The sequence below is a fragment of the Streptomyces sp. SID11385 genome (assembly GCF_010548245.1).
Classification (GTDB): domain Bacteria; phylum Actinomycetota; class Actinomycetes; order Streptomycetales; family Streptomycetaceae; genus Streptomyces.
The window spans coordinates 1-2709 of record NZ_JAAGLR010000475.1 but is presented as its reverse complement, the minus strand read 5'-3'; the positions used below and the strand labels follow the sequence as shown (position 1 = coordinate 2709).

The 2709-nt window shown below is 76.7% G+C and carries 2 protein-coding genes; one reads left to right on the top strand and one right to left on the bottom strand.

Annotated features, from left to right (window positions below):
* Positions 1-15: 15 nt before the first annotated feature.
* Positions 16-1011, top strand: coding sequence for a Rieske (2Fe-2S) protein (locus tag G3I42_RS14620; RefSeq protein WP_164286075.1), 996 nt, complete (start codon positions 16-18; stop codon positions 1009-1011).
* A 53-nt stretch (positions 1012-1064) separates the two neighbouring features.
* Here the strand turns inward: G3I42_RS14620 and G3I42_RS14615 are convergent, their stop codons facing one another.
* The gene (locus G3I42_RS14615) at positions 1065-2609 is read right to left on the bottom strand and encodes an NAD(P)/FAD-dependent oxidoreductase (protein ID WP_164286073.1); all 1545 of its coding nucleotides are present in this window, start codon (positions 2607-2609) and stop codon (positions 1065-1067) included.
* Positions 2610-2709: the final 100 nt, after the last annotated feature.

The following is a 2709-nucleotide window of genomic DNA, read 5'->3' as shown; positions in this document are numbered from 1 at the left end:
CGAGAGGACCACCCCGTGCCGGGAACAGCCCCCCGCCCCCGCGTCCCGCTGAGGCTGCGCAAGCACCCCGTCCCCTGGGACCGCATGCGCCCCACCTGGCGCGAGGCCAGACCCGCCCTCATCCGCAACGCCCTCACCCGCGCCCAGCGGCGGCCCTCCGGCAACTGGTACGTCCTCGGCCCCTCCACCGCCGTCCGCCGCGGCGCGCCCCGCCCCCTCGCAGCCACCGTCGCCGGCACCGAGGTCGTCGCCTGGCGCACGCCGGAGGGAGACCTCGCGGCGGGCTCCGGGATCTGCCCCCACCTCGGCGCCCCGCTGTGCGACAGCCCCCTGCGCGCGGGCACCCTCGTCTGCCGCTGGCACGGCCTCGCCTTCGACGGCACCCCCACCGCCGGCTGGCAGCCCTACCCCGCCCACGACGACGGCGTCCTCACCTGGGTGCGTCTCGACGCCGTCGGCGGCGAAGAGCCCCTGCCCGCCCCCGTACTGCCCGTACGCCCCGAGCCCGCCGGAGCACTCGCCGCCGTCTACCGCACCGAGGGCACCTGCGAGGTCGAGGACATCGTCGCCAACCGCCTCGATCCCTGGCACGGGGCCTGGTTCCACCCCTACTCCTTCGTGGACCTCCGCGTCACCGGCACCGACGACGACGCCCTCGGCGTCAGCGTCTCCTTCAAAGTCGCCGGCCGCGCCGTCATCCCGGTCCGCGCCGTCTTCACCGCACCCGAACCCCGCACCGTCGTCATGCACATCACCGACGGCGAAGGCGCCGGCTCCGTCGTCGAGACCCACGCCACCCCCCTCGCCCCCGATCCCCAGGGCCGGCCCCGCACCGCCGTCACCGAAGCCGTCATCGCCACCTCGCCCCGCCCCGGTTTCGCCCTCGCCCGCCGCTCCGCCCCCGCCCTGCGCCCCCTCGTACGCGCCGCCGCCGCCCGCCTGTGGCGCGACGACCTCGCCTACGCCGAACGCCGCTGGCTCCTGCGCTCCACCGGCCGCTTCCCCGGCTGACCGGCGAGAGCACGCCTCAGCGCCCGGGCACCCGTACAGGCCCGCAGCACCCCTCAGCGACCGGCCGCCCCCACCAGCGCCCGCAGCACCGCCGACCGCCCGCGTACCGGCACCGTCCACAGGGTCTGCCCCCGCAGCCCCCACCCGGAGAGCAAGGCGTTCGAGGCGAGGAACCCCGAGGTCGCCGCCCGCTCCATGAGCGCCACCGGCAGCCCCGTACGCACCAGGTCCCCCGCGACGACCAGGGCGGGGTCCGGGGTGCGCACCGCCGGCCGGTCCGCGTACGAGCCGACCGGGAAGTGCGGGCAGTCCGCCCGCCATTCGTGCCGCTCGTCCACACTCGCCACCCCCGCCGTCTCCGGGTACACCCGCGCGAGCTGCTCCCGCAGCCGAGCCGCGACGGCACCCCGGTCGGCGGCCGGGTCCACCGCGTACGCGTGCAGCTCGACCACCGAACCGCCGGTGCGCGCCGCCCAGCGCCTCGCCTCCCCCTCCCACCGCTCCAGCACGCTCACGTTGTCGAGCCCCCCGAAACCGCTCGTCCCGAGGAACCCCGGCCGCTCCGCCGCCACCGGCTCCCGCAGCCACAACCGGCTCACGAGGAAGGGCGGCGCCGTCCGCAGCCGGCCGATGCCCGCCCGCCACCGCGCGTCCCCGAGACCGGGTGACGCCGCGACGAGCCGCCGCAACCCGCCCGTGTCCAGCGCGAGGACCACGGCGTCCGCCTCGATCGCGCCGTCACCGGTCAGCACCCGCTTGCGGCCCTCCGGCGCCGGCTCCACCGCCTCGGCACCCGTCCCCGTACGCACCCGAGCGCCCAGCTTCTCCAGGTAGCCGGCGAGCGGTTCCCACAGCGCCCGCGGATACGGCTCGGTCGGCACGTCGAAGAGCAGCCCCTCCGAGGAGCCGAGGAAGTAGATGTGGAACATCAGCACCAGCTCGGCCGCCGACAGCTCCGCCGGATCGGCGAAGAAGCTCCGAGAGAACACCTCGAACGCCAAGTGCCGCGCGTCCTCCGGGAAACGCACCCGGGCGAGGAAGTCCGCCGCGCTGACCCCGTCCAGCCGCTCGTACACCTCCGGCACCCGCACGTCCAGCAAGGGCAGCGCCTCGCGCGGCGCCATCCCGAGGAGATCGCGCGCGCCGAACGACGGGCTCAGCGCCACGAACCCGAGCGCGCTCCACGGCGGCGTGCGCGGCACCCGGCGGAAACCGTCCGTCAGCCCCCGCGCGTGCAGGAGCGGATAGTCCGGCAGCCCGCGCAGCCCCCGCAACCCGGGATCGGTGCGCCGCAGCAGGCCCCGCAGGTTGTAGTACTGCCGGAAGAACGCGTGGAACCCCCGGCTCATCGTCACCTCGGAGCCGTCCGCGAGCCGCGTCGACCACCCCGCGAGCCGCCCGCCGAGCACCGGCTCCCGCTCAAGGACCGTTACCCGTACGCCGCGCTCCGCGAGCCCCGTCGCCGCCGCGAGCCCCGCGATCCCGCCCCCCAGCACGACCACCGAGGGCTGCCGCGCACCCGCCCACGCCCGCCCCTGCGGCCCCGGCAGTACCACGGCCCGCCGGTCGCGCCCGCGCCGCACTCCTGAAACCGTCATGCCCGCGCTCCCTGTCCGCTCGTGTCAGTCACCGCGGCGCCGCCGGACGAACGGCAGCTCCAGCGCCGTCGCCGTCATCGCGCCGACCGGCACCCGCAGC

Bases quoted from the DNA above. Each gene is read 5' to 3' on its own strand.
- G3I42_RS14615 (WP_164286073.1), bottom strand. From the start codon at position 2,609: ATGACGGTTTCAGGAGTGCGGCGCGGGCGCGACCGGCGGGCCGTGGTA.